This window comes from Enterobacter genomosp. S, assembly GCF_001631805.1.
GTDB classification, from domain to species: Bacteria; Pseudomonadota; Gammaproteobacteria; order Enterobacterales; family Enterobacteriaceae; genus Enterobacter; species Enterobacter quasihormaechei.
This window is the reverse complement of record NZ_LVVA01000003.1, coordinates 1-25,381: the sequence shown is the minus strand read 5'-3', so window position 1 is coordinate 25,381 and position 25,381 is coordinate 1. Positions and strand designations below refer to the sequence as shown.

Here is a 25,381-nt window from a genome sequence, read left to right as displayed (position 1 = left end):
ATTTAAATGATGCCTTTCTGAATTAACCCCCAAACCCCGCCGTTCTCATCCCCGAGAGCGGCAGCGTTTGAGCGCTAATCATACCAGCAGGAATACGCCATGCGATTCACGATTATTTCTACGAAACCCGGTCATCAGCCGCCGCAAAGCAGCTGTGATTTTTATGCCCCGGGCGGCACCATTGGGCGCGGTACGGATAACAATCTGGTGCTGCCGGACAACGATCGCACTATCTCGCGTTTGCAGGCTATCGTTCACGTCGACGCCAGCGGCGAATGTCGCGTCACGAACCGTGGCAGCGTCACCCGCGTGGTATTGAATGATATTCCGCTGGAGCGTGGGCGTCAGGTTGAGCTTCAGGATGGGGATATTCTCGGGATTGATGATTATCGCATCGAAGTTAGCGAACTTATTCACGATACCCAGCCCGTGAGCCGCATGGCGGCCAGCATGCAGCAGGCGCGTCCAGCGGCAACACCTGCACCGGCAGCGGCGCCGCAACCGAAACCGGCCAGCGCCGCGCCTCGCGGAAAAGCTGAACCTACGGCCGTGCCGTCGGAAATCTGGGACAGCCTGATGCAGGAGTTCTCCATCTCCGACAGCATCTCCAGCAACCGGGCAAAACCACAGCCCGCCGCGTCCCACGACCCGTTCTCCCAGCCCGCGGCTCCGGAGCGGAATGCCGAAGATCCGCTGGCGATGTTCAACGACACCGATCCGTCGCTTGAACGTAAAAACGTTGATCCGGACTCGCTGTTCAGCGATGACGCGTTGTTCAAGCAGGAGAGCATCTTTGACGATGTCACCCCTTCAACGCTGGTGCAGCCGGACGAAAGCAAACCCGCCCAGCCAAAGGAAGAGGCCGCGGATGAACTCGATCCGTTAGCCCTGTTTGGCGGGACGGCCAGCGCGCCTGCCGCGCGTCACGACGACCCGCTCGGCCTGATGGGCGGCGCGCCGTTAACCCATCCGGATGAAATCGCGGCTGATAAGCCGGAGCCAAAGCCTGAACCTCAGCCCGCACCGGAAGAGGATGCGCTTGCCGGTTCGCCGCTGTTCGATCCGGAACCGACTGAACCGCAGGACGCGCCGCGCGCGGAAGAAGAAGAGCCCGCGCGTCCCGATTACGCCGGCTTCACCATGCCAACGCCGCAGGCCGTGGCGCGCAGTCACGCCCAGGCGCCTAAGGGCCGCCTGCGCATCGACCCGGTTAAAAACGCCGCATCCCCCGCGGCTGCCGCACAGACCGGCGAGCGGGGCGAGGTGCTTCAGGGCGAACTGCTGGAGGCGCTGCTGGAAGGCATGGGCCTGAGCGAAATGCAGCCGGTGCCGCAGTTTGACCGCGAAAACATGCGTCAGCTGGGCCAGATCCTGGGCATGTTCTCGCAGGGGACCGTGGCGCTGCTCTCCTCGCGGTCCATCCTCAAGCGCGGGGTGAAGGCCGATATGACCATGGTGCTCGACGATGCCAACAACCCGTTCAAGCTGCTGCCAACCGGTAAAACGGTCCTGATACAGATGTTCGGCACGCCGATGCCGGGCTTTATGCCACCGACCAAATCGGTGCGTGATGCACTGATCGATCTTCAGGCGCACCAGCTGGGGATGATCTCCGGTATCCGCGCCATTATTGCCGCTATGCTGCAATCCTTTAACCCGGAACAGCTGGAAGAGCAGGCGAAGCAGAACGGGATGACGTCGCGCCTGGCGCTGCCGGGCAGCCGTAAAGCCGCGCTGTGGGATTATTTCGTTCGCAGCTATGGCGAGACGGCGGGGGAGATCGAGGACGACTTCCATACCCTGTTTGGCGAAGCCTTCCTCCATGCCTATGACATGGAGGTCAATCAGTACAAAGACTCACAAAGCGGATCCGAAGAAAAATGAATATCGCAACGGCTTCTCTCTCCCGCCAGGGGACGCGCGCCAGCAACCAGGATCAGACGGGAGAAACCATCGGGGAACGTTCAGCCTGCTTTGTCGTCTGCGACGGCATCGCGGGCCTGCCGGGCGGCGAGGTGGCCGCTGAGCTGGCCCGCAACAGCATTATTTCCCGCTTTGATGGCGACAAGCACCTGAATGCGCAGCATATTCGTGACTACGTCCAAACGGCGAACCGCACCATCCTCAGCGAACAACAGGCGGTGCAGGACTATCGCCGGATGGGCACCACGCTGGTCAGCCTGTTTATCGACAGGGATTACCGTCTGGCCTACTGGGCGCACGCCGGTGACAGCCGCCTGTACCTGTTTCGTCGCGGCTGGCTGTGGCACGTCACCACCGATCACAGCCTCGTCCAGCAGATGAAGGATGCCGGACATCAGACCGATGACCTCAACAGCAATCTGCTGTATCTGGCGCTGGGCATTGAGAATGGCGGACCGGAAGCGAGCTACAGCGATGTGGTGCAGGTTGAAGACGGCGATGCTTTTTTACTCTGCACCGACGGTTTCTGGCACGGGGTCAGCGAAGAACAGATGAAGCAGTCGCTGCACATGGTCAATACGCCACAGGAGTGGCTGACCTTAATGAACCAAATCATTCAAAAGAATGGCGAACAGGAGGGCAATGCTCAGGATAACTACACCGCCGTGGCGGTGTGGATGGGCAACCCTCAGGACACCACTTTGCTGCATACGCTCTCTGACGCAGCACAATTTCTTCCCTGCGGAACTGATTAGACACACAAGGATTGATATGAAACTTTGGCTATCGGGTTTGGCTCTTCTGACGGTGGCGACCACCGCCCAGGCTGAAAACTTCCGCATCGTGCAGTCTCCTGCGCAGAAGCTGGATATCTGGATCGACAACATTAAAGACAATACGCCGCAAAGCTGGTGTAAGTCGGACGTGGCGCTGCGCATCGTGGCGAACGGTAAGAAAGAGGTTTCGGTGCTGGAAAACTTCGTGCCGCGCCTTGGTTCGCTGCTGGAGCACCAGTGCAGCAAGCTGAATACCCTCAACTGGACGCTGAACGATCCGCAGGGGACGATGCTTGCCCGTGGCACCGCGGCTAAAGCGCAGGACTGGGCGCTGGTGGTGAAGCAGCAGGAAACGGCGATGGCAGCGACCACCACCCCGGGCGCGCTGCTGCCGCCTGACCAGAATCCAGAGACGCACACCGTAGCGGCAGACCGTACCCCATGGCAGGAGTTTACCCTTCAGGACGGCTGCCACCTACGCACCTTCTGGGAGGGCGGTTCCTCCGCGCCAGCGCTGTTTATTCCTGACTCCGACACCACCCGCTGCGGTAACGGCAGCTGGCTCAGCGGCCACACGGTGGTGACGCAAAACCGTAACGGGACGCAGAAAGCGATTCCGGTCACCTACATTCACGGCTTCCCGGTGATGGGGCTGAACAACGCGGTCGATCCTGAAAACGCGCTGATCACCTCCGTCAACAAAGAGCGCATGGTCTTCAGCACCCAGAACAGCGACCAGAGCTGGATGATCCTGCCGTACGACAGCACCCTGAACGGCTGGAAGAGCAACGGCACGGTGGCGGTGGAAATCACGCGCGAGATCGCCAGCGACGACGCCCGGCTTCAGGCGCGTATCGCCGAGGTCAAGAAGATCTGGAGCGCATGGGTTGCACCGGGCGCTGAGCTGAACGTTGTTCTGATCGACACGCTGCGCCCGCAGCTGCGCGATCCGGCAATAGGCGCCTGGCGCGCGGCGAATTAAGGAGTGGCTATGAATACGCTTTATCAACGCCTGGCGGGTGAGTCGATTAACGATGCGTTGCTTCGCCTGGAAGCCGATATTAAAGCCCGCCCGGCGGATGCCGACCTGCGCGCCGCGTTTGTGCAGTTTCTGGTCCTCAGCGGCAACTGGGCGCGCGCCCTGACCCAGCTGAAAAGCTGGCTGGCGCTGAAGCCGCAGGCAAAACCGACCGTGACGCTGCTGGAGCAGGCCATTCAGGGCGAACAGCAGCGGGCCCGCGTGTTTGCAGGAGAGGCGCGTCCGGCGATGCCCGAGGCGCAGTGGCCGTGGCTGACGACGTTAGCCCAGGCGCTGACGGAAAGCGGCGAGCACGCGCAAACGCTGCGTCTGGCGGCACTCGAACAGGCCCCGGCAAGCCGCGGACAGGTCACGCTGGAGAATGACGAAAACCAGCCCTTCGAATGGCTGATGGACGGCGATGCCCGTCTGGGTCCAGTGTGTGAAACTCTGGTCAATGGCCGCTATTTCTGGGTACCGTTCTGCGCTATCGACACGATCCGTTTTCAGGCTCCGGCCAGCGTGACCGATCTGGTATGGCGTCATGCGCTGGTCCGCCTCACGGACGGCAGCGAGCAGGTCTGTCAGATCCCGGCGCGTTATCCGTTTGCTGACGGCGCTTCCGATAGCGTTAAGCTGGGACGCACCACCGAGTGGCTCCCGCTCGACGACGACGGCGTCCTGTATGAAGGCATGGGGCAGAAAGCCTGGCTGAGCGAGCAAAGCGAAAGCCCGCTGCTTAACCTGAGCCTGGTGACGTTTGCTGCGGATGGTGCGGATGAGTAATCCCGCTGGCGAAGGCGATCTGCTGCGCAGCGGCTGGCAGGCCCGCAGCAGGCAGGAGAAAGTGGGGGCACGCGACAAGATGCAGCCCTCGCTGCTGGATCGCCTGACGGATAACGATCCGGAAAAAAAACGCGAGTCCGCCAACAGCAATCTGATCACCCACGCCGCGCTGCGTCGCAACGTTCTGCGGGATTTACAGTGGTTGTTTAATACCATCAACCACGATGCCTCCAGCGACTTAAGCGGGCTGACGCAGGTGAGCCGTTCCGTCGTCAACTTTGGCGTTGCGCCGCTGGCGGGGAAAAGAATGTCCGATATCGAATGGCACGACATTCAGCGTAAGCTCACCGAAGCGATTATTAACTTTGAACCGCGGATCCTCCCGCAGGGGCTTCAGGTTCGCTGCGTGTCCGATACCTCGTCGTTAGATCTGCACAACGTGCTGTCTATCGAAATCAAAGGTCGCCTGTGGTGCGTGCCGTATCCGCTGGAGTTTCTCTTTCGCACCGACGTCGACCTTGAAAACGGCCATTTTGAACTGAAGGATGCGGGGTAATTATGGAAAGCAAACTGCTCGAATATTACAACCGTGAACTGGCCTATCTGCGCGAGATGGGCGCGGAGTTCGCCGAACGCTACCCGAAGGTGGCGGGGCGGCTTGGCATGCGCGGCATCGAAGTGGCGGACCCGTACATCGAGCGGCTGATGGAAGGTTTTGCCTTTCTGACCTCCCGCGTGCAGATGAAGATGGACGCCGAGTTCCCGCGCTTTTCACAGCGCATGCTGGAGATGATTGCGCCGAATTATCTGGCGCCCACGCCGTCGATGGCGATCGCTGAAATTCAGCCCGACAGCAGCCGCGGCGACCTGAGCAAAGGCTTCATTGTGCCGCGCGGCACCATGATGGACAGCCTGGCGCTGAAAAAAACCGGCGTCACGTGCAGCTATACCACGGCGCACGAAGTGAACCTGCTGCCGCTAAAAATCGACAGGATCGAGCTCGGCGGCGTGCCCGCCGATCTGCCGCTGGCCCAGCTCGGCCTGAGCCAGCGAGGGATCAGCAGCGCTTTGCGGATCCGCATTGCCTGCGATGGCCCGCAGCACCTCGGACATCTGGATTTTGACCGCCTGGAGTTCTTCTTAAGCGGCCCGGACATCGAAGCGCTTAAGCTGCTGGAGCTGGTCATGGAGCACCACGCGGGCATCGTCTGCCAGACGGTCAGCAAGCAGCCCCAACGCCAGCTGTTGTCGTCTGACGCCCTGCGTCAGGAAGGCTTTGACGCGGACCAGGCGCTGCTCCCGGACGATCTGCGCAACTTTGACGGCTATCGCCTGTTGCAGGAGTACTTTGCGTTCCCGGCACGCTTTCGCTTCATCAGCCTGAGCGGGCTGGGCAAGCTGATCCAGCGCTGCGAAGACGAAAAGGCGTTTGATATCTTTATTCTGCTCGACAAGAGCGACGATCAGCTGGAGCGCGTAGTGGACGCCAGCCACCTGGCGCTGCACTGCACGCCGGTGATCAACCTCTTCCCGAAAGTGGCGGCACGGCAAAAGCTGAACGAAGGCCAGCATGAATACCATCTGGTGGTGGATAACATCCGACCGCTGGATTATGAAATTTATGCCGTGAAAAAAATCTACGCCAGCGCCGACGGGCAGCGGGACGACCAGACGTTTCGACCGTTCTGGAGTACCTGGAGCGGCGACGCGGGTAACTATGGCGCCTATTTTTCCCTGCGCCGCGAGCAGCGCGTTCTCTCGGAACACGCGCTGCGCTACGGCACCCGCACGGGCTATATCGGCTCGGAGGTCTTTGTCTCGCTGGTGGATGCGCAGCACGCGCCGTGGCAGGAGAAACTGCGCTACATTTCCGCCGAGGTGCTGTGCACCAGCCGCGACCTGCCGCTGATGCTCCAGCAGGAGCTCGGGCAGTTTATTATGGCCGACTCCATGCCGGTGAAGGCGTTAACCCTGCGCAAAGGCCCGACGCCTCCGCGTCCGGCGCTGGCGGAAGGGTTCAGCACCTGGCGACTCATCAGCCAGCTGCAAATGAATTACCTCAGCCTGATGGACAGTGAAAACGAAGAGGGCGCCGCCGCGCTGCGTCAGCTGTTAGGGCTGTATGCCAACCTGGCAGAGACGCCGATTGCCCGCCAGGTGGATGGCGTTCGCCACTGCGTGCTGGAGCCGGTTCACCGCCGCGTGCCGGAGCCGGGACCGGTGGTGTTCGCCCGCGGGATCGGTATTACCCTGACCGTGGATGAACGCGCCTTTTCCGGTGCCAGCCCGTGGCTATTCGGCAGCGTGCTGGAGCGCCTTTTTGCCCGCCTGGTCTCCATCAACAGCTTCACGGAATTCACGCTCAAGAGCCAGCAGCGCGGCGAGATCGGCTACTGGGCGCCGCGCATGGGTAAAAGGGCGCTGGTATGAGCGAAGTTGCCCCTGCAACGCTGTGCGTACATCGCCTGACGCCGCTGCCCGATGCGTTCTGGCGCGGGGTGCGCGAGACGCCGTGGCGCTACGATCTATTCCAGCTGTTAAGACGCATTGATGCCCAGGGCGGTGAACGTTATCCGCTGGGACGCGCGCCGCTGCCGAAATTTGAGCCGCTGCGTATTGGTCAGCAGCCTTCGATGGGCTTTGCGCCTTCAACCGTTGCCGAGGTCCGGCAGCGGGAAGAGAACGGGCTGCATGAGGTTTCTATTCTGAGCTTCGGCCTGTTTGGTCCTAATGGCCCGCTGCCGGTACACATGACCGAGTATGCCCGCGAGCGTATTCATCATCATCAGGATCACAGCCTCAGCGCGTTTGCCGACCTCTTTCACCACCGCCTGACGCTGCTGTTCTACCGCGCCTGGGCGGACGCGCAGCCAGCCGTTTCACTGGATCGGGACGACAACAGGCGCTTCGAAGGGTATCTGGCGTCGCTGATTGGCATGGGCCAGCCCGGTCAGATGTCGAAAGGCAGCCTGAGCGCGCATGCCCGCTTTACCCACGCCGGGCACCTGACCCGCCACGGGCGAGATCCGGAAGGGCTGGAGAAGATCCTGCGTAACTATTTCAACGTTCCGGTCAGGCTGGTGGCCAACGTCCCGCAGTGGATGCCGCTCTCAATGCGGGAGCAGGCACAGCTGGGCGAAGGGCGGCGCGTGCCGCGCATGGGGGAATCCGCCTTTCTCGGCATTGCGGTACGCGACGTACAGCATAAGTTTAGGCTTGAGATTGGCCCCTTAAGCGCAGACGAGTACAACCGTTTTCTGCCGGGCGAAGGGTGGGTCACCGAGCTGCGCGACTGGGTGCGACAGTATGCCGGGGTGGAATTTGAATGGGAAACACGGGTGATCCTGCGCGCCGATGCGGTGCAGGGCGCCACGCTCGGCAGTGCCGGGCGATTAGGGTACAACACCTGGCTGGGCCTTCAGCCTCAGCCTGTTCCGCGTGGCGATCTGGTGTATCGCGCAGAGCGATAATCCTTCCGTATACCGAATCATTGTTAATGGAAACTAACATGTCAGAAATTAGCCGTGCCGTGCTTTTCGGCAAACTGGATACGCTGTTATTTACCTCTCTGGAGAGCGCGACTGCCTTCTGCAAACTGCGCGGCAACCCGTACGTTGAGCTGGTGCACTGGCTGCATCAGCTGATGCAGCAGCAGGATGGCGATCTGCAACGGGTCATCCGTCACTTCGCCCTTGATGAACAGCAGCTGACGCGCGATATCGTGGCGGCGCTGGATGCCCTGCCACGCGGCGCCAGTTCCGTCTCTGACCTTTCCGAGCATATCGACAGCGCCGTCGAGCGCGCCTGGGTCTACGGCTCGCTGAAGTTTGGCGTCAGCCGCATCCGCGGCGGCCATTTGCTGATCGGCATACTGAAAACGTGGAATCTGGCTAACGTGCTGAAAAGCATTTCGGGACAGTTCACCCGACTTAACGTCGAGGTGCTGATCGAGCAGTTCGACGCCATTTGCGCCGACAGCAAAGAGAGCCAGCAGGCTGCCGCCGCGGCGGATGCGCCTGCCGGTGCCGTCCCGGCCGCGCAGGGCACGCTGGCGCAGTATGGTCATGATCTGACGGCGCGTGCCCGGGAAGGCAAGATTGACCCGGTGGTGGGGCGCGATGAAGAGATCCGCCAGATGGTCGATATCCTGATGCGTCGTCGCCAGAACAACCCCTTGCTGACCGGGGAAGCCGGCGTCGGGAAAACCGCAGTGGTGGAAGGGCTGGCGCTGCGTATCGCCGACGGCGACGTGCCGGAGCCGCTGCAAAACGTTCAGCTGTGGCTGCTGGATATCGGCATGCTTCAGGCCGGGGCGGGCATGAAGGGGGAATTTGAAGCGCGCCTCCAGGCGCTGATTAACGAGGTGCAGTCCAGCGCCACGCCGATTATTCTGTTTATCGATGAGATCCACACCCTGATTGGCGCAGGCGGGCAGCAGGGCACCGGCGACGCCGCTAACCTGCTCAAGCCAGCCCTGGCGCGCGGCCAGCTGCGCACCATCGGCGCGACCACCTGGGCGGAATACAAAAAATACATTGAGAAAGATCCGGCGCTGACCCGCCGCTTCCAGACCGTACAGGTTCACGAGCCAGATGAAGCGAAAGCCGTACTGATGCTCCGCAGCACCGTGTCGCCGCTGGAAACCCATCATCAGGTTTTACTTCTCGACGAAGCGGTTAGCGCGGCGGTGAAGCTGTCGCATCGCTATATTCCTGCGCGTCAGCTGCCGGATAAAGCGGTGGCGCTGCTGGATACCGCCTGCGCGCGCGTGGCCGTGAGCCAGAGCGCGCCGCCTGCCCAGCTGGAAGACTGCCTGCGTCATCTGGCGGCCCTGGACGTGGAGCTGGAAATTGCCGAACGCGAAGCGCGCGTGGGGGCAGGCGATCCGGCGCGCGTGGCAACCTTGACCGCCGAGCGAGACGCGTTCGAAACCCAACGCGAAGCCCTTTCCCGCCGCTGGGAAGAAGAGCGCAGCCTGGTGCAGGATATTATCCGCCTGCGCGCCGCGCTGTTTGCGGCAGGTGATGAGGATACGGCTGAACTGCGCGGCCAGCTGGCGGAGCAGCAGCAGGCGCTGACGACCTTACAGGGCGACGAACCGCTGCTGTTTGCCGCGGTGGATGAAAACGTGGTGGCGGCGGTGGTCTCGGACTGGACCGGGATCCCGCTGGGCCGGATGGTGAAAAATGAGATCGACGCGGTGCTTAACCTGGCCGACACGCTGAACCAGCGGGTCATTGGTCAGCGCCACGGCCTGGATCTGATCGCCCGTCGGGTGAAAACCGCGCGCGCGAAGCTTGACGATCCGAACAAACCGATCGGCGTATTTATGCTCTGCGGGCCATCCGGCGTGGGTAAAACCGAAACCGCGCTGGCGCTGGCGGAGTCGCTTTACGGCGGCGAGCAGAACGTCATTACCATCAACATGAGCGAATTCCAGGAAGCGCACACCGTATCGACGTTAAAAGGTGCGCCTCCGGGCTATGTGGGCTATGGTGAAGGCGGCGTCTTAACCGAGGCCGTGCGCCGCCGTCCCTACAGCGTGGTGCTGCTGGACGAAATTGAAAAAGCGCACCCTGACGTCCATGAGATTTTCTTCCAGGTCTTCGACAAGGGCTGGATGGAGGACGGCGAAGGGCGTCACATCGATTTCCGTAACACCATTATTATTCTGACGTCTAACGTGGGTACCGACCTGATCAGCGCCATGTGCGCCGACCCGGAGCTAATGCCGGAGCCCGATGCGCTGAGCGGCGCCCTGCGCCAGCCGCTGCTGGAGGTCTTCCCGCCGGCGCTGCTGGGGCGTCTGCTGGTGGTGCCGTATTACCCGCTGAGCGACGAGATGCTGGGGCAGATCGTCCGTCTCCAGCTCAAGCGCATTCAGCGACGTCTGGAAGAGAATCACAACATTATTTCTGAATTTGACGACAGCGTGGTCGAACAGATTGTTCAGCGCTGTACCGAAGTCGAGTCGGGTGGACGTATGGTCGATGCGATTCTGACCAATACGTTGCTGCCTCAGATGAGCCAGATTTTACTTACCGCCAGCCGCAGCGACGAGCAGTACCGACGTCTGCACGTCACCTGCGAGCAGGGCGAGTTCCACTGTCAGTTTGCCGCGTAATAATCATCAAGAGAACTGTAAAAGATGACGGATAATGATAACAATCGGACTGTCCCAAACGCGCTCCCGGTCGGGTACCGTTTCAATGAGTTTGAAATAAAAGAGGTGATTGGCGGCGGCGGATTCGGCATCGTCTATCGCGCCTGGGATCACCAGCTCGAACGCACTATCGCTATCAAAGAGTTTATGCCTTCCTCCCTCGCCGTGCGCGGCGAGGATATGACGCTGGTGCTGCGCAGCGAGCGCTTTGGCAAAGCGTTTTCTGCCGGCCTCAACAGCTTTATCCAGGAAGCCCGCCTGCTGGCGCGCTTTAACCACCCGAACCTGCTGCACGTGCTGCGTTTCTGGGTGCAAAACGACACGGCCTACATGGGGACGCTGTTTTACAGCGGCACCACGCTGTCGCGTCTGCGCGAAGAAAAACCGGAGCTGATTAACGAGGCGTGGATCCGCCGCATGCTGCCGATGCTGTTTGGCGCCATCAAAACGATCCACGACGAGGGCTACCTGCACCGCGATATCTCGCTGGATAACATTCAGATTCAGGATAACGGCCTGCCGGTGCTGCTCGATTTCGGTTCGGCGCGCCGCACCATCGGCAACCTTTCGGACGAGACGGAAACCATGCTGCGTCCGGGGTTTGCGCCTATCGAGCAATACACCGACGACAATGAAAGCGAGCAGGGGCCGTGGACGGATATTTACGCGCTCGGCGCCGTGCTGCGTACCCTCATCGTGGGCTCACCGCCGCCGGTCAGCGTGGTGCGTTCGATTCAGGACACCTGCAAACCGCTGGTGGAGCTGATGCCGCAGGGGTATTCCATCCCGCTGCTACAGGCCATCGACAAGGCGCTGGCGCTGCATATGGAAGACCGTCCGCAATCCATCGAGGAGTTTGCGGCGCTGATCGAGATGCCCGTCGCCGGTATCGACGAGGTGCTGACCGCGAAAAAGACCGGCACAATGCTGGTGCCGGTGGAAGAGGAAGCGTCTGCTTCCGCGCTGGACTGGCGACGTTACAAGCTGCCGGGTCTGGTTGCTGCGGGCGTTCTGGTTGGGGTTGTAGCCGGCGCGATGCTGTTCGGCGGCGGCAGTCAGGATACGCCAGCGCAGACGGCGCAAACGCCTGCCGTGAGTCCTCCGGCTAACACCACCGCACCGGAAACCAAGCCGGCAACCGCAGAGGTGAGCGAACCGGTTGCGCCACCGGCTACGGCACAGCAGAGTGCGCCGCCTGTCGACGCCAGCCCGGTCGCGCTGGTCTATATCCGCATGCTGGATGGCGAGACGCTGAAGATTAACGGCGAGCCGAAAGCGCTGCGTCCGGGCAATAACGGTTACGCATCGCTGAAACTGCCGGCGGGTGAAACCCGTATTGAACTGGAAGGCAATGGAAGAACGCGTACCCAGACGCTGGATATTGCGAAGCCAGGCACCTGGCTGGTGAATCCGTAAGCCTGCGGGTAACAGGACGGAGCGAATGTATAACATCAAGTTTGTCTATCTTTTCCACGAGAACGTCTCGCCGGCGCTGTTTGCGAAAATAATCCGCCCGTCCGTTGCCGGGCAGTGGATTATGTCGGTTCCCGACCACTCGCTGCGCTCACTCTTCACGCGCTACGATTTGCTGCGCACGATCACCGGCGCGAATCCTTACCAGTCCGGGCGTGATACCCGCACGCTGATCGCCCAGGATCTGGAGATGGGCAGGGTGGTCGCGATTGATGAAAGTTTCCGTGACTGGTCATCAGTAACGGAAATTTTTTATATCAACGCCAAAGGGCAACTTCAGGCTGCGTCCCTGGTCGGGCTGGGCTGGTATCCGGTGAGTACGATTGTCGACCGATATGAAACCATGGTGAGAACGTATGGTTCTCGCCCTGCGCCAACGGTACTGCCGAAGCAGGTGGTGAAATCGAAAGCGGCGCAGGTGCCGGACGAGCCGACCCCGGGCAAAGACGGCAAAACCTATGCCGCACAGCTTCAGCAGATGACCAAAGCAGAACGCTGGCAGGCGCGTAAAGATCTGATCGCGAAGGGGAGCAGCAGCCTGTATCCGGATGCGCAGATCGCGGCTAAGCGGCTGGCGGCGAATAATATTGCGGTGGAAAAAGCGAAGCTGGCGGAGAATATTTACAAGACCGTCAACCCGCTGGAAGCCACGCCCGGCGTGCCGGAGGGGTGGACGGATATCAGTAATGACGATGCGCTGTTAGGAAAGTTCGGGCTGAACAAATCGATGCTTTTTGACGATGACACATCCCCCAATTTTCTGGCGCGCGTCTATCAACCGAAGCCGGACGTGTTCGGCACTGACATGAACCCCACGCTGGTATTCAGGGGATCGCGCGAGCCTGGTTTTGCATCACTGTCTGAGAATGTCTCCTCTTTACTGACCAAAGGGGAGCTGGCGCCGGTGGTAAACGGGGCTGACTGGTCGAATAACTTTTCGCAGGGCATGGGTATGGCTTCAGATTATTATAAAAAGGCCGTGAGTATTGGTAAGGAGCTGGCAAGGTCAGGCCAGAATATTGATATTGCCGGACATTCCCTTGGCGGTGGCCTCGCCTCTGCAACCTCCATGGGCAGCGGGAAAGCGGGATGGACGTTCAATGCCGCAGGTCTGAATGCCGGAACCGTAGAAAAATATGGCGGCAAGCTATTAGGCAGTACGGATAATATCCAGGCGTATCGGGTAGAAGGTGAACTGCTCACCAGGATCCAGGAAGTTAACCCCTGGGAAGATCTTAAAACAATGAAAGGGCATGTCCCTTCGTGGATCCTCAAAGAGGAAATCTCTGCGCTGAGCCCCAACGCTGCAGGAATTCCTCACGATCTCCCTGGTGGAACCGGAAGCGCGCTGGACCGCCATGGCATTAACCAGGCGATAGATTGCATAGAGCAACAGAAGGATGAGGATATTTCGATAATCGGGAGTCGATTGTGAAAAAACGTTTGATGGCTTTTATCGCGTTATGTTTTTTATTCATGATTCAGGGGTGCAAGCAGGATATGGAACTTAATCCACAGGACTACTTCAGCGGCCAGCAGCTTGAACTGGCGAAAGCGATTGAGGAAGGCGACGTCGATGCGGTGAAGACGCTTGCGCCAGACAGCGACCTTAATCAACCGGGAAAGCAGGATATGACCCTGCTTTTCTGGGCCCTTGGCAATGCAATTAATGATAAAAAAACGTCGAACCATTTAGAGGTCATTACGTTACTTGTTCAGGCCGGCGCAGATCCGCTCCAGCCTCGACCGCAGGGAAAAAGCAGTCCTGCTGAATTTGCCCTAAAGGGAGACAGTGCGGACTGGATCGACGCGATGCTGGACGGTGGCCTCTCACCCAACGTGAAAGATAATGTTTTCCACGAACCGATCGTCTTCCAGTCGCTTAAAGCGAAAAATACAGAGACGCTGGAAGCCATGCTCGATCGCGGCGCTGACGCCAACTCAACCAACTCACTGGGTAAAACGCTGGTGTTCGATGCGCTGGATAACCAGTCATACGATCATGTCTTGTTGCTGCTCGATCGTGGAGCGGATCCGTCAATTAAGGCTAAAAATGGCTGGTCGATGAGTAATGCACTCGCGGACGCGCTGCAAGGGCTTGAGCGAGGCAGTGAGCAGTACGAGAAATTAAACGAAATAAAAGAGAAGCTCATCCAGAAGGGGGGCGAATGGCCACCTCAGCCCGTTAAGTAATTGCTTAACGGCCATGAAAGTCAGAGATAATGTTTTCATTTTCTGGGGATGCATGGATGCGCTGGCCATTGTGCTCTATTGTGCCCAGTCCGTGCGTCATGACAGAATCCCTTTTATTTCCGATATACACGCCTTCAGTACGGTTGTGAACACGCTGTCTGCTGGCGGGTATAGCGCTCTGGTTACTCTTTTTTTTATTCTCGATTTCTTGCTGTTGCTCTCTTTTATTGCCTCAGCATGGTGCTTCTTCGCCCGGAATTTATACGCGAGCAGACTGGCATTCTGTCAGGAAATACTGCGTCTGGTTACATTTCGCTACTCAGTTTCCCTTTTTCCCCTGGTGTTAAGTTTCACGGGCGTGATGAATGTCTGGCTAAATGGCTTTTTGTTCTTTTTGTCAGAGTTTCTGAAAATCTATTCCCTGTGGATTTATAAATATGAAGGGGAAAGGCCCCCGGTTAAAGAGTAAGACGGCCAATAACCAGAACATTCACGTTTAAAAAAACCTTGCGTTAAAAATATTCTCAGCATAAACCATTACGGAATAAAGATTATGCTCAACCGAATTACCGTCCAGCTCCCGGTCGAGGGGCTGCTTTTCTGGAAACTCTCCGGCCGCGAGGCGATGTCCGAGTCGTACGCGCTGACGCTGACTCTGCTCGGCACAGATGCGCGCATCGACCGCAGCAGGCTGCTCGGTCAGCCGGTCACGGTGACCATCCCCACGCAGAACCTGCTCACTCCCCGCTACATCAACGGCAAGATTACCCGCGTGGCGGTGAGTGCCGTGGAGCTGACGGGCACCCGCTACGCGGTGTACCAGCTGACGGTGGAGCCGGACCTGTGGCCGATGAAGCGCGACCGTAACCTGCGAATCTTCCAGGGCCAGACGGTGCCGCAGATTGTGAAGACCCTGCTGGGCGAGCACCAGGTTAACCTCGAAGACAAACTCACCGGTAGCTACCGGGTGTGGGACTACTGCGTGCAGTATCAGGAATCGAGCCTGGACTTCATCAGCCGCCTGATGGAGCTGGAGGGAATTGCGTACTACTTCAGCCACGAGGCCGACAAGCACACCCTGGTACTCACCGACGCCGCGACGCAGCATCAGCCGTTCAGCGGCTACGAGGTCATCCCGTATCACCAGACGCCGTCCGGCGGCAGCACTGACGAAGAGGGCATCAGCCAGTGGGCACTGGAAGACAGCGTGACCCCGGGGATTTACAGCCTCGACGACTACGACTTCCGCAAGCCGAACGCGTGGCTGTTCCAGGCCCAGCAGAACCCGGCGTCACCGAAGCCGGGCAGCATCGACGTGTACGACTGGCCGGGGCGCTTTGTGGAGACGGGCCATGCGGAGTTCTACGCCCGTATCCGTCAGGAGCGCTGGCAGGTGGAGCATCAGCAGATTCAGGCGACGGCTACCGCAGCGGGCATTGCGCCGGGCCACATCTTTACCCTGACCAACGCGCCGTTCTTCAGCGACAACGGGGAGTATCTGGTCACGGCGGCGGGCTATCACTTCGAGGAGAACCGCTACGCGAGCGGCGAGGGGGAAACCATTCACCGCACCGATTTCAGCGTCATTCCGGCGGCGGTGTCGTACCGTCCGGCGCAGTCCACGGCGTGGCCGCGGACCTACGGCCCGCAGACGGCGAAAGTGGTGGGGCCGCAGGGAGAGAGCATCTGGACGGACAAATATGGCCGCGTGAAGGTGAAGTTCCACTGGGACCGTCTGGCGAAGGGCGATGACACCAGCTCCTGCTGGGTGCGTGTGTCGAGCGCATGGGCAGGCCAGGGCTACGGCGGGGTGCAAATTCCGCGCGTCGGCGACGAGGTGGTGGTGGACTTTATCAACGGCGACCCGGACCGTCCGATTATCACCGGGCGCGTGTACAACGACGCGAGCATGCCGCCGTGGGCACTGCCCGCAGCGGCAACGCAGATGGGTTTTATGAGCCGGACAAAGGACGGCTCCGTGGACAACGCCAACGCCTTGCGCTTTGAGGACAAGGCGGGCGCGGAGCAGGTGTGGATCCAGGCCGAGCGCAATCTGGATACCAGCGTTAAAAATGATGAAACGCACAGCGTCGGCGGGGCGCGCAGCCATTACGTGAAGAAAAATGAGCTGCATCGCGTCGAGGCTAATCAGATCCAGGCCGTGAAAGGCGGAACCGAGATCCTGACGGGGAAAGGCAAGCTGGATGCGGCGGTGGAGCAGTATGTGATCGCGTCCGGGACGAAGCTGCGGCTGGTCTCGGGTGAAAGCGCGATAGAACTTAACGCTAACGGCAAAATTAACCTGATCGGTAAAGAGTTTAACTTCTTCGTTGAGGGGGATGGCCACATTACCACGGGCGGCAAGCTGCACCTGAACACGTCGGGTACCAAGCCGGGCACGACGGCGCCGGGGGCGGGGCATAAAGGGGATATTGATGCGGCGGTGCAGGAGAAATTTTCGCCTCCGGAAGAGTAATTGTTTTTTGTCTGCCGCCGGGGTGGCTATGCCGGTACGTAAAACCCTTCAGTAATTTTAGACACGAGTTCACTTATGAAATACACCCTCCAGGAAGGTTCCTTCACCCTATTTCCTGCCGCCTGGCAGGACAACAGCATGAACATCATTCGCGATGACGAGAGCGGGTTATCTGTAGTGGTCAGCCGCGGGGTCATACCGGATGGTAGCGACTACGAACAAGAGTTTCACCGCCAGTGGGACGTGCTGCGTCCTCAGATGGGTGAGATCGCCCAGAGCGAATTTCAGCACGTAAAAGCCGGGCCTGACGGAAAAATTAACGGGCTGGAAGTTGAGACCACCTTTGACCGTAACGGCCAGCGCCTGTGGCAAAAACAGCTGGCCGTGCAGACGCCAGGCAAACCGGTACTGATGATTTTTACCCTCTCGGCCTTAAAAGCCTTTACGGAAGAGGACGAGGCGCGCTGGAGCGCACTGAAGCAAAGTCTGACGCTAAACGACAACCGGAATGTGTAAGGCATGAGCGATAACAACGCGGCCCGCAAGGGCGACGAGATTATTCACTCCAGCATTTTTGCTGACATCACCAGCATTGTGGCGGAAGGCGCTGCCTATGCGGTGATTGGCGCGGCGGTGGGCGCAGCAGCGACCGTCGCGGCTCCGCTGCTGGGTGCCGGGGCCGCTGCCGCAGGCGTGGCGGCGATAGGATCCAGCTGTCTGTTGAGCGGTATTATCGGCGGGGTTCTGGCGAACGTCGCGGGGATCACCGACGATATCAGCAACGCCGCTGAAGGGCTGGGTAACGCGCTTTTCCCGCCGTCGCCTGCGGGCAAAATCACCACCGGTTCCAGCAACGTTCTGACCAATGCGATCCCGGCTGCACGGGCAGCCGGGACCTTGACGCCTGCCGATACTCCTTCCCCTGAGCCGCAGTCTCCGGGCAGCTTTGCCGACTACGCGGGCATGCTGCTTTCCGCCGCCGGACAGTTCGGCAGCGAAATGTGGCAGCCGAGCGTGGCCTCTGCCGCTGCCGGCACCTCGCCGCTGGAAGAAGACAAGGTGGCGTGCGATAAACACTCCGGGCCGCAGTATCTGGCGGAAGGTTCAAAAAGCGTCTTCATCAACGGACAGCCTGCGGTACGCGCAAAAGATCGCACCACCTGCGAGGGCACCGTGTCCGACGACGTCTCCCCGAACGTGATCATCGGCGGCGACACGCTAACGGTCCGCGACATCAAAAGCGGCAAAACGCCGGGTCTGGCGCTGGGGATGATTGCGCTCTCCCTGCTGCGCGGGCGTCCTGGCAAGATTTTGAAAAACATGCCCTGCGCGCTGGCGTCTGCCGGCGGCGGGATGCTGGCGGATATGGCGGTCAACGCCGTGTTCGGCTCCTCGCACCCGGTTCACGCCGCTACCGGCGTGAAGGTGCTGAATGACGACGATGAACTCGATTTCACGCTGCCGGGGCGCTTTCCGTTGCGCTGGCAGCGCAGCTACAACAGCCTGACTACCCGCGAAGGGCTGTTTGGCCTCGGCTGGGCAACCACCTTTGACAGCTATCTGACGCTGGAAGAAAAAAACGCCACCTGGTTCGATGAAACCGGGCGCGAGCTGAGCTTTACGCTGCCGCCGGTTGACCGCGCGTTTTACAGCATCAGCGAAGGCATCATTATCCGCCGCAATGAGAACGGCGACGTGGCGATTGCCGACGACGACGGCGCGGTGTGGCGTCTGTACAAACCGACCCGCGTGAATCCTTCTATCCTGCGTCTGGCGTCCCTCAGCGATGAATACGGCAACGCGCTGCTGACGGAGTGGGACGAGCACGGCAGGCTGGTCGGTCTTCACGACGAGCCGCGGGCGATTGACGTCACCCTGCGCTATGAGGACGAGCGTTTCCCGCAGCGTGTTTCCTCGGCGAGCCATTTTGACGGCAGCCGCACCTGGCCGCTGATGCAGTGGGGCTACGACGGACGCGGCCAGCTGGCCAGCGCGACGGATGCCTCCGGTGTAGTGACCCGTGAATACCGCTATAACGATAACGGCCTGATGGTCTGGCACCGCCTGCCGGGCGGGCTGGAGAGCGAATACCGCTGGCAAAAATTCGACCACTGGCGCGTGGTGGAAAATCGCACCAGCACCGGCGACGGCTGCCGCTTTAGCTACGATTTAACCGCCGGGCTGACCACCGTCGAGCACTACGATGGTCAGACACGCCGCCACTACTGGAATGCGCAGAGCCTGATTGTTCGCTACGTTGACGAGCGCGGCGAGAACTGGCGCTACGAGTGGGATGACAACGAGCTCCTTACGCGCCGCATCGATCCGCTCGGCAATGCCGTCACCTTCGTCTATGACGAGATGGGCAATCGGGTGCAGGAGATCGACGCAGACGGTAACACCCGCACCACCACCTGGCTGGAGCACCGTGCGCTTCCGGCGTCAATCATTGAAGCAGACGGTAGCGCGACCCGCTTCTGGTACGACGAACACCACGGGCTGAAGCGCGTGGTCGATCCAATCGGGCACGTTACGCAACTGCGTCGGGACGAGTATGGGCAAGTGGTTGAAGAGGTGGATGCCGCCGGCAACAGCCGCTTCCAGGAGTACAACGAGGCCGGGCAGGTGGTTCGCGCCACGGACTGCTCTGGTCGGGTTACTCAGTATCGCTATCATCCGCTGGGCTGGCTGGTGGCTGAGATCAGCGCTGACGGCGAAGAGACGCGCTACCGCTACGACGCCGCGGGGCGTCCGGTACAGCTCGATCGCCCGGAAGGGTGGACAGAGTCGCTCAAATGGAACGAGCGTGGCCTGCCGGTAAAGCATGCGGGTGCCGACGGGAAAGAGAGCGAGTTTAAATACGATGACGCGGGGCGCTTAACCGCCACGCGTAATACGCAGGGTGAAGAGGTTCGTCGCCGCTGGGACAGCCGCGGGCGTCTGATTGCTCTGGAAAACGAAAACGGCGAAGCGTACCGGTTTATCTGGGGCGCAGACTCGCTGTTGCTGGAAGAGGTGGGGCTCGATGGCGTGGCCTCGCAGTATCGCTATGACGCGTGCGGACGCACGATAGCGCGTACCTTTGCCGCCGGACATCCGGAGGCCATCACGCATGCCTTCGCCTGGAGCGCGAGTGGTCAGCTGGTGGCCCGCACCACGCCGGAAGGGCAGACCCGCTACCACTACACGCCGTCCGGGCTGTTAAGCCGGATTGGGCTGCATCCCGCGCTTTCAGCCGATGCCTGGAGCACCGAGGCGGAACAGGAGCTCGACTTTGAATATGACGCGCTTGGTCGCGTGACGCGCGAGTCGGGCGAGCACGGGGAACTGGCGTGGGAGTATGATGCACTGGGCAACCGCACCTCCGTCACGCTGCCCGATGGCCGCGAGCTGAAGCAGTTCTACTACGGCAGCGGGCATCTGCTCAGCATTGCTCTGGATAAGCTCTCGGTTTCCGATTTTACCCGCGACGAACTCCACCGAGAGACCAGCCGCACGCAGGGGCTGCTGACCACCCGCAGCGAATACGACCGCCTTGGTCGCCTGCATCGGCGGGACGTCTTTACCGGCAACGCTCAGCGCCCGTCGCCGCGCCGCTGGTCCCGCCGCTGGGATTACGATTACCGTAATAACCTGGTTCGCGAAGAGCGGGACGATAATCCGTTCAGCTGGTACCGCTGGCAGTACGACAGCGCAGGCCGGCTACTGGTTCAGGACGGCACGCTGCCCGGCCAGGAGCAGTGGCGCTGGGATGCAGCCGGTAACCCGCTGGAAGGCTCTGCTGAGAAGGTCACGCACAACCGCCTGACGCAGCTGAACGGCATTCGCTGGCGCTATGACGTCCACGGACGCACCGTGGAGAAAGATAACGGACAGACACGTTGGCACTACCGCTACGACGGTGAGCACCGCCTGACGGAGGTCATCAGCCAGCCGCGTGACCGCAACAGGCCGCAGACGCTGGTCAGCTTCCGCTATGATCCGCTCGGTCGCCGCATCAGCAAAACCCGCCGCCAGATGCTGGGCGGACAGCCAACCGGCAAGCCGGTCACCACCCGGTTTGTCTGGGAAGGGTTCCGGCTGTTGCAGGAAGTGCACGGGGATGTGCCACTGACCTACGTCTACAGCGATCAGGACAGCTACGATCCGCTGGCGCGTATCGACGGGGTTGATGCCCCGGAGATCTTCTGGTTCCACTGCCAGCCGAACGGCACGCCGGAGCGGATGACGGATATCGAAGGGCAGGTGCGCTGGGAAGGGGTAAACAGTGCCTGGGGCAAGCTGTTGCGGGAAAGCGAAACGCAGGTATCAGGATATTCTCAGAACCTGCGCATGCAGGGTCAATACCTGGACCGTGAGACAGGGCTGCACTACAATCTGTTCCGGTATTACGACCCGGACTGCGGAAGGTTTACGCAGCAGGACCCGATAGGGCTGGCGGGGGGGATAAACCTTTACCAGTATGCGCCGAATGCGCTGGGGTGGGTGGATCCGTGGGGGCTATCTAATAGCGGTATATTAGATAAAGCTATGGCTGGTAAAGTTGGTGATCGACTTTCTGCTCACCATGTTATACCCGTTGAGGTGTGGAAAGAGAACCAATCATTCTTCAATAATATTGGCATCGGAAAAGACATGAACTCTGCATTTAATGGTATTCATGTTCCGGGTAGCGCATCAGCGATGAAACAAGATGCAGGGAAAGGTATGGATGTTTTCCATAGCAGTAATCATCATAACTATAGTGACATTGTCCGCCAGCGCATTGCTCGTGTTGAGCAACGATATAATTCTGGAAGATTGGATGCTAAAGGGGCGAGGATAGCTATAAGGCGGATCCAGATTGATATGAAGAATAAAATTTGGATGGGTCATGTTCCCACAACAAAATGCAGGAGAATGAATTAATGTCCTATTATGTGATCATGAATGACTTTGATTCATCACTCATGCCAAGAAATTTACAGGGCATGGTTGATGAAAGAATACAGATCGATGAAAACTGGGAAATAGAAGGCTCTGCATTTTCCTTCCCTTATCGAATAACAGACGATGCATGTCCAGACCGTATTTATTTGTTGTGCAATAGAAATGTTGGGGCTTTGAAATTTGACTATTATAAAAAAGACTTTGGGCACCTGATGAATAAGTCTTTATTTTCAATTCTTGAAAATCATAAGCATAATGTTTTTTTTGACCGAGATATAACACCAGTTTCGATTGGGAATGGTCAAGCTCTTCGGGATGATTTTAAATATGTATATTTTCCTGGCGGGGATGTTATAGATGAAGAAAAATCTTTTCTCGAAGAAGATAAATTCGGAGACATCATACCTTTTAAAATTGAATTCAAGGATGATGCGCTGGAATTTGATATACTTTCGTTGAACGACACATTGTTAGGTGGTTTTATCATTGTTAAACAAGAGGTGAAGGAAGTTATAGAAAGTAAAGGCTTCCGGGGGGTGAAACTTGTTCCACTGGAAAATGCTTTAGACGTTTTCTGTGAAGATTATTTCTACGAAATAGACTCCAATCGTAAAAGAAAGAGCAATAAACTACCTTAATATTGAATGGTGTCGTGCCATTATTGATTCTTTGTTTTTCTTTTCTAATGGCGCGAAGAAATTCTTTGGATTATGGGTACATTATTCGACTATGGATCGCAGTAATTTTAAGAGTAGTCAATAATGTTAACTCTTAAAGAGGAATAATGCATATAAAAAATACCATCCAGGACTTTGTTAACAAATTCAAAATCAATGATTTAAATATGGGAGAGATAGTCTATACAGACGATGAGAATGAAACTTCTTTTCCTGTAAATTTAAATGGTGAAATTCGTTTTTTTTATAGCCATTTGATTTTAAATGACCACCCAACATTTGATGGTGCCTTCTTTATACAGATTATTGAGCCCCAAGAGCTAAATGAAATGTTATCAGGCTGGCGAGTCCAAAATGATACGGCTTGGCAAGATGATTATGTAATCTTTGCTGAAAGAAATGGAGATGTTCTTTTTTGTAATACCAAAAATATAACCTCTCCAGTTTATGGTAGTAACCAAAAAAGAAATTTCATCATTTCCAATTCCTTAGCTGACTTTTTGGATGCTTTTTGTTCTGCCATTGAGATAGAGCAAAGTAAATATGATGGTGATGCTACAGATGATGATTTTAATTTCAGAAAGGACTTTCTGGAAGATATCGATTTAATGCTAAAAAGCAAGCTTAAGGATGTTGAGGTAGAAGGTTTTAAAAATTTCTTTTTTGGTTAGTTTAATAATAAAAACTCAGTCTTAAAGAGACCTCCTTGCTTCTGAATGCATTTATTGTTTATATCCACTTTGATATAGCCAAGGAGGTTTTTTTTGATTGATAATGAGTAAACATATGAAAAACGCTTGCGATAAATTCGTTGAAAAAAGAGTTACATCTTTCGTAGAAAAAGGAAACGATTTTCACGACAACCATAAATACGCCGAGGCTTTAGAGCAATACCAAAAAGCCTGGCAAGCTCTCCCTGAGCCAAAGTTCGAATCGGAACTTGCTAACTGGATCGCTGCCTGCATGTACAGCGCATATTTTGATCTCGCGGATTACGCTGAGGCGAAGATATGGGGAGAGACGACATTACGGACACGTGGATCGGATATAGACACTGCACCCTTAATCGACCTCGGCATGGTCTGTTATGAGTTAAATCAATTCGAGGAAGCGTATAAATATTTTAACGATGCTTATAACTACGGCAAAGAGCGTGCGTTTCAGGATAGACCTAAAAAATATCTTGAATTTTATTTATGCAAAATAACGTGAAGGCCTCGCTGTATTACGTTACTTAGACAGTAGAATAAGCGTTTTCCACATAATTTCTTACGAAGAATCGTCATTAAGCTACATACTTATGAATAATATCATTAACTGTGAAAAAAAGATAGGACGTACAGATATTGCTAAAACGGAAGAGAAATTATGTATTACTCTTCCGAATGATTTCGTTTTACATTATCTGCAATTTAATGGTGGCACTCCAGAGAAAAGTTGGTGGGTCGGTGATGAAGATTTTGAGTCTATAGAGGTGGCTGCGTTTAAGTCATTTGTTTATAATGGTCAGACAAATGATGATCCTGGGTCTTTTATTGACAGTTGCTATATCAGCATGGTGGATAGAGAAGTGATTCCTCAAAACCTGCTTCCTTTCGCAAATGATTGGGGAGGGAATTTTTTCTGCATGGATTTAGATAATTACTCAATTATATATTATGCTTCAGATTCTTTTGATGAGGATCTGACTATGCAAGAGAATCACACAAAACTTCAAAGATATCTGACAAATTCATTTGCTAACTTTGTTAATCAATTAGTAGCAGAAGATAATCTTTCTTAAAGTACAATTAAAAAATTTAATCAATTTATTTAATTTTATTGTTGTTATTTTTATATTCTTAATTTTAATAAGGCTCTGTAACGCAGATCATAGAGTTTTATTATAAAACAGCATGGCGCTTGGTGCTTTGAACATACCGTGGATCCTAGGATGAATAAATCAGGTTAAAACATGAAAATATCCCAGCTAGCAATAGACAGGTTAAATAAAATTAATTGGTTTGTTAATCTTGGTAAGGTGACGACACTCCCTGTGGTTCTCCAGGCTCAGTCCCTTAGCTTGTTTATAAAAAGCCTCAATAGTGATGAATGGGAGAGTGCCACCCTAGAGGCTGTTAATGAAATAACGGGTTATCTCGCAATAAAACACACTAAAAAATATCAATGCTGGAACTCTTTGGTCAAAGAGGCCAAAAAAAGTTGTGGAGAATGATGTTATCCCAAAAATAATCTTCCCAGAGTCTGAGAAAATCTCAATGATTGAGAACTTAAAATGGGATATTGTCAATTACTTGCTTGAAGATGCGTATAGTTCTTTACTACGAGGGCCGTTCTTTTTTAATGGATTGATTAATGTTTATGAAGCTAGTCATATGCCTTGTGGATGGTCAGGTATTTGGCCAGCGGGAAAACTAGTTATCTATTGATAGACTCGCAATAAAAAAATCCACGCCCTGGTGTGGATTTTTCTCATTCAAAACCAATCAAACGTTAAACAGGAAGTTCATCACGTCGCCATCTTTGACGATGTAATCTTTCCCTACTGCACGCATCCAACCTGCTTTTTTCGCGCCTTGCTCACCCTTGTAGTCGATAAAGTATTCAAACTTGATAGTCTGCGAACGAATGAAGCCTTTCTCGAAGTTGGTGTGGATCTTACCGGCCGTCTGATGCGCAGTCGCACCGACACGGATGGTCCACACGCGCACATTTTCCCGCCTGCTGTGAAGTCCGTTTGCAGGTTCAGCAGCTCATAGCCCGCGCAGATCAGGCGGTTCAGACCCGGCTAGGCCATGAACTCTTCAAGGTCAGCGTCGCCCCCTGAGCGATATAGGATTTAACCGCGCCGCAAACCGCTACCACAACAGAACCTTCACCACTCGAAGGTTCTGCTGAGAAGGTCACGCACAACCGCCTGACGCAGCTGAACGGCATTCGCTGGCGCTATGACGTCCACGGACGCAC

20 protein-coding genes and 1 pseudogene are annotated in these 25,381 nt (G+C 56.7%); 20 read left to right on the top strand and 1 reads right to left on the bottom strand.

Annotated features, from left to right (window positions below; translation table 11 throughout):
• The first annotated feature begins 99 nt into the window (after window positions 1-99).
• The 20 genes from tagH to A3466_RS23615 all read left to right on the top strand — a co-directional run bounded on the left by tagH (window position 100) and on the right by A3466_RS23615 (window position 24,629).
• A complete protein-coding gene (gene tagH / locus A3466_RS04470) occupies window positions 100-1,884 on the top strand; it encodes a type VI secretion system-associated FHA domain protein TagH (protein WP_063449580.1) in 1,785 nt (594 codons plus the stop codon).
• Complete coding sequence (locus A3466_RS04465; RefSeq protein ID WP_063449579.1) at window positions 1,881-2,678, top strand: PP2C family protein-serine/threonine phosphatase; 798 nt, start codon at window positions 1,881-1,883, stop codon at window positions 2,676-2,678. The genes tagH and A3466_RS04465 overlap by 4 nt, the downstream gene beginning before the upstream one ends.
• Window positions 2,679-2,694: 16 nt before the next feature.
• Window positions 2,695-3,681 (top strand): hypothetical protein, encoded by a 987-nt coding sequence (locus A3466_RS04460; protein WP_063449578.1) that lies wholly within the window; start codon window positions 2,695-2,697, stop codon window positions 3,679-3,681.
• A 9-nt stretch (window positions 3,682-3,690) separates the two neighbouring features.
• Window positions 3,691-4,503 carry a type VI secretion system accessory protein TagJ gene (locus A3466_RS04455; protein WP_063449577.1) on the top strand — a complete coding sequence of 271 codons (813 nt, stop codon included), beginning with the start codon at window positions 3,691-3,693 and terminating at the stop codon, window positions 4,501-4,503.
• Entirely contained in the window at window positions 4,496-5,059 is a 564-nt protein-coding gene (gene tssE / locus A3466_RS04450) for a type VI secretion system baseplate subunit TssE (RefSeq protein ID WP_015570336.1), read from the top strand. The genes A3466_RS04455 and tssE overlap by 8 nt, the downstream gene beginning before the upstream one ends.
• A gap of 2 nt (window positions 5,060-5,061) precedes the next feature.
• Window positions 5,062-6,933, top strand: coding sequence for a type VI secretion system baseplate subunit TssF (gene tssF, locus A3466_RS04445; RefSeq protein WP_063449576.1), 1,872 nt, complete (start codon window positions 5,062-5,064; stop codon window positions 6,931-6,933).
• Window positions 6,930-7,973, top strand: a complete 1,044-nt coding sequence (tssG, locus tag A3466_RS04440; RefSeq protein WP_063449575.1) for a type VI secretion system baseplate subunit TssG — start codon at window positions 6,930-6,932, stop codon at window positions 7,971-7,973. The genes tssF and tssG overlap by 4 nt, the downstream gene beginning before the upstream one ends.
• Window positions 7,974-8,011: 38 nt before the next feature.
• Window positions 8,012-10,627 carry a type VI secretion system ATPase TssH gene (gene tssH, locus A3466_RS04435; RefSeq protein WP_063449574.1) on the top strand — a complete coding sequence of 872 codons (2,616 nt, stop codon included), beginning with the start codon at window positions 8,012-8,014 and terminating at the stop codon, window positions 10,625-10,627.
• Between the two features lie 24 nt (window positions 10,628-10,651).
• A complete protein-coding gene (locus tag A3466_RS04430; protein WP_063449573.1) occupies window positions 10,652-12,082 on the top strand; it encodes a serine/threonine protein kinase in 1,431 nt (476 codons plus the stop codon).
• A 25-nt stretch (window positions 12,083-12,107) separates the two neighbouring features.
• On the top strand, window positions 12,108-13,574 hold the full coding sequence (locus A3466_RS04425) for a hypothetical protein (protein ID WP_063449572.1): 1,467 nt from the start codon (window positions 12,108-12,110) through the stop codon (window positions 13,572-13,574).
• Window positions 13,571-14,332 (top strand): ankyrin repeat domain-containing protein, encoded by a 762-nt coding sequence (locus A3466_RS04420; RefSeq protein ID WP_074160932.1) that lies wholly within the window; start codon window positions 13,571-13,573, stop codon window positions 14,330-14,332. Before A3466_RS04425 ends, A3466_RS04420 begins: the two co-directional genes overlap by 4 nt.
• 52 nt (window positions 14,333-14,384) lie before the next feature.
• Complete coding sequence (locus A3466_RS04415) at window positions 14,385-14,801, top strand: hypothetical protein (protein ID WP_230373053.1); 417 nt, start codon at window positions 14,385-14,387, stop codon at window positions 14,799-14,801.
• An 84-nt stretch (window positions 14,802-14,885) separates the two neighbouring features.
• The gene (locus A3466_RS04410; protein ID WP_063449570.1) at window positions 14,886-16,808 is read left to right on the top strand and encodes a type VI secretion system Vgr family protein; all 1,923 of its coding nucleotides are present in this window, start codon (window positions 14,886-14,888) and stop codon (window positions 16,806-16,808) included.
• A 75-nt stretch (window positions 16,809-16,883) separates the two neighbouring features.
• Window positions 16,884-17,324, top strand: coding sequence for a DcrB-related protein (locus A3466_RS04405; protein ID WP_032648541.1), 441 nt, complete (start codon window positions 16,884-16,886; stop codon window positions 17,322-17,324).
• A gap of 3 nt (window positions 17,325-17,327) precedes the next feature.
• The gene (locus A3466_RS04400) at window positions 17,328-21,716 is read left to right on the top strand and encodes an RHS repeat-associated core domain-containing protein (protein ID WP_063449569.1); all 4,389 of its coding nucleotides are present in this window, start codon (window positions 17,328-17,330) and stop codon (window positions 21,714-21,716) included.
• The gene (locus A3466_RS04395; protein WP_063449568.1) at window positions 21,716-22,375 is read left to right on the top strand and encodes an Imm43 family immunity protein; all 660 of its coding nucleotides are present in this window, start codon (window positions 21,716-21,718) and stop codon (window positions 22,373-22,375) included. Before A3466_RS04400 ends, A3466_RS04395 begins: the two co-directional genes overlap by 1 nt.
• A gap of 146 nt (window positions 22,376-22,521) precedes the next feature.
• Complete coding sequence (locus A3466_RS04390; protein WP_063449567.1) at window positions 22,522-23,085, top strand: hypothetical protein; 564 nt, start codon at window positions 22,522-22,524, stop codon at window positions 23,083-23,085.
• Window positions 23,086-23,200: 115 nt separating this feature from the next.
• Window positions 23,201-23,626 (top strand): hypothetical protein, encoded by a 426-nt coding sequence (locus A3466_RS04385; protein ID WP_063449658.1) that lies wholly within the window; start codon window positions 23,201-23,203, stop codon window positions 23,624-23,626.
• An 88-nt stretch (window positions 23,627-23,714) separates the two neighbouring features.
• Window positions 23,715-24,197: an SMI1/KNR4 family protein gene (locus A3466_RS04380; protein WP_063449566.1), complete on the top strand. Its 483-nt coding sequence runs from the start codon at window positions 23,715-23,717 to the stop codon at window positions 24,195-24,197.
• Window positions 24,198-24,368: 171 nt separating this feature from the next.
• Complete coding sequence (locus tag A3466_RS23615) at window positions 24,369-24,629, top strand: hypothetical protein (protein ID WP_245167730.1); 261 nt, start codon at window positions 24,369-24,371, stop codon at window positions 24,627-24,629.
• A gap of 271 nt (window positions 24,630-24,900) precedes the next feature.
• Here A3466_RS23615 and A3466_RS04370 read toward each other — a convergent pair.
• A pseudogene (locus tag A3466_RS04370) lies at window positions 24,901-25,306 on the bottom strand (DUF933 domain-containing protein); the annotation flags it as partial.
• Window positions 25,307-25,381 lie beyond the last annotated feature (75 nt).